2 protein-coding genes are annotated in these 6408 nt (G+C 64.9%); both read right to left on the reverse strand.

What is annotated here, in order from left to right; all coding sequences use genetic code 11:
- On the reverse strand, nucleotides 1-1812 hold a 1812-nt coding region (locus tag CXX84_RS18875), incomplete at its 3' end, for an Ig-like domain-containing protein (protein ID WP_189337658.1).
- A 211-nt stretch (nucleotides 1813-2023) separates the two neighbouring features.
- Nucleotides 2024-6408: Ig-like domain-containing protein (locus tag CXX84_RS18880; protein ID WP_102978262.1), on the reverse strand; the 4385-nt coding region annotated here is incomplete at its 5' end.

Raw genomic sequence — 6408 nt, forward strand, 5'->3', positions numbered from 1 at the left:
GACGTCGTTCTTCAGGGGTGCGATCACGGTGTCTGCACCGGCAACGGCGATCACATGGTCGGCGTTCGCGACCGGCGGGAGCGCGCCGGGAGCGCGGACGTCGACGACGATGCGACCTTCCGTGGAGTCGGTTCCGTCCGAGATCCGTACCGTGAGGGTTTTGCGTCCGGGCGCTGTTCCCGAGTCCTGGAAGGTGAGCTGGCCATCGGGCCGGATCCTGACCTGGTCCAGGGGGTCGGTGCTCGTCACGGATTCCGCGAACAGGTCGTCGCCGTCGGGGTCTATCCAGTTGGAAAGGATGTTCTGGGTGAGCGTTGTGCCCTGCTGGAGCACCAGCGTGGTTTCGCGGTTCGGTTTCTGCCGGGGCGCAGAGTTCTCCCCTGCGGGAACGATGCGTAGTGCCACGTCCGCTGTTCCGGACAGTCCGCGCCCGTCATCCACTGTGTACTGGAAGGAGTCTGTTCCGGTCTTGTCAGCGGGCACGGAGATCTGAAAGCCGGTGTCGCCGTAGATGGTGGCCACAGTTCCGGATTTAACCTCGGCGGGCGGGCGCAGGGTGAGGATGTCCCCATCCGGATCAGTGTCGTTGTCCAGGACCGGGAGGATCGTGGTCTTGCCGGCCCGCACACCAAAGGAATCCGGTTTTGCCGCGGGCGGACTGTTGGGTTTGGTGCGGTCCGGCAGGACAGTCTGCTGAACTTCGTCCGCGGAGTCCTTGTCCGCGTCATCAGATGTGTCCTTGGGCGGGATGACGTCGTCCCAGTTGTTGACCAGCTGCATGTTCTGGTTCACCAGCCACACGTTGCCGGAATTCACATCATTGAGGACCACCAGGTCCCGGTTCACCCGGAAAACATACGACGGCGACGCACTCGCCTTGGGCACATCCACGTTCTTGTCATCGCCATCATTGACACAATCACGGACATACTTGTTCGCACCCGACCACGCCGCATGCACACACCCGCCCAACTGCACCGGAGCAGCCGGCACACCCTCGCCGTCGAACGCCACCGTTTTTGCAGTAGAACCGTCCAGGGGCTGCTTCAGCAACGCCTTCTGCGTCGCAACCGCCACAAAGTCACTGCCCGGACCACCCTGCTGCAGCTTGGCCTCGCGTGCGTTGTCCAGCTGCAGCCGCTTCCCGCCCGGCAGCAACAACTTCCCGGCCGCCGCATCCAGCACCACCGGCTTGTCCCCCACCACCGTGACCTGCAGGTCCCCCGACCCCTTCAACTCACCCCAGGTCTCCGACTCCGAGGACACCACTTCACCGTTGGCGTCAACACCGGTCACCGTCACCACGCCCGACTCCGGGTCCGCCGAATAAATCCGGTCATCCTCCCCCACAGCCGAAACAGTCCCCTCCGACCCCACCAACACCGGCTCCGACGCTTCCTCATCAAAACCATTCACCGTAGACGGCGACACCGCCCACACCTTCCCCGACGCCGCGTCCGTCACCGAAATCACCTCGGACCCGAAACTCACATCCGCAGCACCGGGCAACTGCTTATCCCCGCCCAACCGCATATTCGCCGGCGACACCTGATTCAACGTCGAACCAGACTCATCATCAACAAACACATCCCCCGCATCCTGCAGGATCTCAAACGTCGTGGACGCCGGCGTCACAGCCCCATCCAACACCCGCGACGGATAATTCAACCGCCCCACAGCATTCTTCGACTTCGACACCACCCACACACCACCATCATTCAAGTCCACCTCAGTGGTCTTGAACCCCGGATACAACACAGCACCAGTCACCACAACAGCAACCGCAGCACCAAAAGCAGTACCGGTAACCATCTTCTTGTGGCGCCTGTTGAGCCCAAGTTTCCCCAGCAGACTTGTCACAGCGATTTTTCCCTCATGTTGTTGCGATAGCCCCCAGGCCCGCTCGTCCGGAGAGCCGGCACACGGCTCTCCGTTCCCCGGGCCAGCCTACCCAAGTGGTTGCGCAGCCGCGATGGGGAGGCCTCCCCGCACTCGATGCCGGTGGCTGGTTCCGGCCGGGGCATCAGCACGGCGGCACCCCGGCATTCCCCGGCTCGCCCAAGGTGGTGGAACCCGCCACGACGTAGCGGCCCACATTGCTGGCCGAACCCGGTTCGATCCGGTACCAGGTCCGGATCGGGTTGGGAGTCCAGTGATCGCTCTGGATGATGTAGCAGCGGACCACGAGGTTGTGGTTGTCCGCCACGTACAGCCACGGCGGCCGGTGTGCATTGATCCCGTCGCAGTCGTAATACGGCTCCGGCCGGTAGTTCGCCCCGCCCAGGGTATAGGTACAGGACCGCACGAACTTCGGGTCCGCTGAACTGAGGCGGGTGTTCCATTCGCCGCGCTTGCCGGAGGTGGCGGTCGCGCTGACCTGTGGGCTGCCGGTACCCACAGAATTGAAGGTCTGCACGGTGATGGTGCGTTGCTGTTCCCAGCCTCCGGTGTTAATGGTGCGGCTGCCAGATGCTGCAACGCTTTCCCAACCGCCGCCGCTGATGAGGATCCTGGTTTCAGCGACGTCGTTCGTGGAGGTGGAAGGCGAGGACCAGTTCAGGGTCACGGTCTGGTCATTGATTTTGCCGTTGGTGCCGCTGGCCGAGGGCGTACCGGGCGAGCCGTACGGCGTGGCCCGTGCCGGCGCGCTGGCGTCTGAGCTGGGAGCCACTGTGGAGACAGCGGTGACGGTTACTGAAAGGGCCTGGCCGTTGGTGAAGCCTCCCACGGTTTGGCCTGGACTGATGGGTCCGCTCTGCCCGCCGGCGGAGTACCGGTAGCTCACTTCCTCGGCCCGGGACCCGTTGCGTTGCGCGTCGGTGAGCCGGTTGAACTGGATGGTGACCTGGCGGCCGGCGCCTTCGGTGTTGGCCGGGGTGGCGCTGACGCCGGAGACCTGGGCAAGTTTTCCGGTGGCGCGGCGGGGAGCCGATGCGGGGCTGACTGCTCCCTTGCCGGCCTTGTTCTCGGCCTGGACGGTGAAGGTGTAGGCAGTTTCCGAGTTTTGTGCCCCGAACACCGCAGTGCGCACGGTTCCTGGCACCACCTGGGTTTGCGGGCCTGCGCCGCCGCCATTCATGGTGACGTAGTAGTTCCTGATGGGGTCGCCGTTGGTGTCCGGCTCAGCCCAGTCCACCCTGATCTGGTTTTCGCTGCCCACTGCGGAAGCCACAGCCGTGGTGGGCGCAGCGGAGGCGGCGGGCACACCGGCGGGGTTGTCCTCAACCGAGTAGATGCCCCAGTCCGAGGCACCCAGTTCGTTGACTGCCTGCGCCCGTACCCGGTACTTGACGCCGTTCGTCAGGCCGGTCCAGGTGTAATTGAGGCCTGCCACTTCATTCTTGACGGCAATGCCGGTGGCCGGCGGTGGCGAAATTTCCAGGTTATAGTGCTTGACCGCGGAACCCTCGGTCCTGGCGGCGGGCCAGTTGATGACCATGTTCCTGTCGCCCGCCTTGACGGAGGGGGCTTCCGGCGGCGAAGGCTTCTCATCCGGCCGGATTTCGTTCGAGGCCGCGGAGGGCTGGGATGTGCCCACCTCGTTCTCCGCGGTCACCGTGAAAACGTATTTGACGTCGTTGGTGAGGCCCGAGAGGGTGCAGGTGGTGGTAGGGCATGCCTGGGAGAAGCCGTTGTTGGATTCCACCCGGTACCCGGTGATCGCTGCTCCGTTGTCCGACGGCGGTGCCCACTTGAGGACGGCGGTCCGGCTGCGGACATCGGTGGCGGAAGGAGCGGACGGTGCATCGGGTGCATCACGGACCGTCAGCCGCAGGCGGCCGGTCGCTTGCCGCGACACATCTCCGGTCTTGTCCACCACGGTATAGCGGACAACCATCACACCCTTGAAGCCCGGCGCCGGGGTGACAGTGACGGAGTCGCCCGCAAATGTGGGCTGTCCTGCGGCGGATCCGGTTTCCACTCCCGCGGAAACAATCTTGAGCGGCGCGTCGTCGAACGGGTTTCCGTCGTTGGCCAGGACGTTCACGGTTTCCGTCTTGCCGGCATTGGTTTTTTCGACGACGTCGTCATTGGCTACGGGCATCGGCCTGTTGGAAGCCACGTGACGGGCTGTGATGTTCGCTTTGACGGCCGGTGAGCGGCCGTCGGTAACGCGCACGGGGATGTTTCCGGTAGCCCCGGCAGCCACCGAGGTTTCTGCCCGGACTTCCAGGACATCACCATTCAGGCTGGCCGAGAAGCCGGCGGGCAGGCCGCCGTCGAGCTCGAACTTCAGGTTGCCCTTGTCCTGTTCGTCAACATCCGTCGCCAGCGGGCCGAGGTCCAGCCTGGCGGTCTCCGCCTTGGGTACGTCCAGGGCCGCCCCGCTGAAGGTGGGCGGGTGGTTGGCGTTGGGGTCGGGTATCACCTTGGTCATGATGACCAGCGTGGACTTCAGGCCGTCGGGGTCGTCCGGGCCGTTGCCGTCCGTGACCTCGAAGGTCAAGGACCCGGGGCCTGCGTAGTCAGCCCTCGCCGCGTAACGCAGTGCCGTACCGTCCCCGGCGATGATGTCCTCAGGCGAGGCGCCCTGGACTTTGACGGAGTCTGCCACGGTGATGCGCGGCCGCTTTCCTTCGCGCACCCGGACGTATTCGCTGAGCTGGAGGGTGACTTCCTTGCCGGCCATCACTTCAACGGTGTCAGTCCTCGCCAGGCTTGGGTACTGGGCGCCCTGGCCTGGAATCCACATGACAGCGGTTGAACTCAGGCCGTCCACGTCAGTGACCGTGTAGGGAATTAGCTGGTCCTGCGGGGCCAGGGTCACCACGATGTTGCCGGATCCGCCGTCCCGGGCGTTGGGATTGGCGTCCGGGAGGCTGATCTTCAGCTCGGCAGCAACGCCGTCGGCATCTGAATCGTTCTTTAGCACCGGGATGTCCACAGCTGTCTTGCCGAGCGTCTCTGCGGGCGTGACCCGGTCATCCTTGGCGACCGGGCGCTTGAGTTCAGCTTCGGGACTGATACTGACCCGGATGGCTGCGCCTGCCTCGGCCTTCTTGTCGTCCTGGATCTTGTATCCGATGCTGGCGTTGCCGGGTACCGGCGGAGCCGTGAAGAGGACTTTGGAGTCCTGCATTGCTTCCACCTGCAACTCGGGCAGCGCCTCGAACGAATTGGACAGCAAGGAGATCGGGTCGCCGTCGGGGTCTGAATCGTTGGCCAGGGCATCTACCGCAACCTTGCGGCCGGGCCGGACGTCAATGAAGTCTTCCACCGCGATGGGGTTCTGGTTGTTGGCCTCAGGCGGGGCGATACCCACGATCACCGTTCCCGTGTTTTCCGCACCGACGCGGTCCCGCACGCGGTAAGTAAACGTATCGGTTCCGGCCGCATCACCTGCGGCCGTGAACTCAAGGTAACCGTCCCTGACAGTGGCCGTGCCCATGGCCGCGGCCTTGTCGATGCCGATCAGTTGGACCGAGTCGCCGTTCACGTCGATTCCATCCAACGGCACCGGTATCTTGACGGTCATACCCGCCACAACGCGGGCCGTCAGGTTCCGTGGCTCCGGGCGGGAGTTTCGGTCGTCGTCCCGGCCCTGGATCCGGATGGTGACCTGCTGGGAGTCCACCTGCCCGGTGTCATTCCGGACTTTGTAGATGGCATACACCGTTTTGGGGGCCTCGCCGGCAATAAACCGGAGTGTGTCCCCGGACACGAACATCCGCCCGTCCGCGGCATCAGGCTCCTGCGCCAGCTCCGGAACCAAAGTCAGCTTGCCGCCGTTGGGGTCCGTATCGTTCTCCAGCACCGGGATTGTCACAACGTCCCCGGCGCGCACTGTGGCCTCATCGGGTTTCGCCTGCGGAGGCTGCAGCTTTGCGGGCGCCGGAACCAGCAGGACGGCGATTTCGCCGACAGCCGAGGCGCGGCCGTTGGAGATGGTGTATTTCAAGGTCAGCTGGCCTTCGCCGCGGATGTCCGTCACGCGGACCACGGAGTGGTCCAGCACAGAGACGCTGACCGGGAGCCCTGCGTCGGCGGTGACGGACTGGACTACCAGCACGCCGCCGGAGGGGTCGGAGTCGTTGCCCAGGACATCCACCAGCACGCTGCCACCGGTGGGCAGCAGGGCAATGTCGCGGACCGCCACGGGCGCGCCTTCGTTGTTGCCGGGGACCACGTCCACCCGGACCAGCTGCTGGGCGCTGGCAGGGCCGTTGGTCACCAGGTAGGAGACGTAGTGGGCGCCCGGCACGTCGGACGTGAAGGTGAACGTCTGCTGGTCAGCCCCGATGACGGTGGTGGACTGTTCGTCCGTGGTGGCCTGGGCCAGGCGCAGGGATCCGCCCTGGGGGTCGACGTCGTTCTTCAGGGGTGCGATCACGGTGTCTGCACCGGCAACGGCGATCACATGGTCGGCGTTCGCGACCGGCGGGAGCGCGCCGGGAGCGCGGACGAACA

This window comes from Arthrobacter sp. AFG7.2, assembly GCF_002892835.1.
GTDB lineage: Bacteria > Actinomycetota > Actinomycetes > Actinomycetales > Micrococcaceae > Arthrobacter.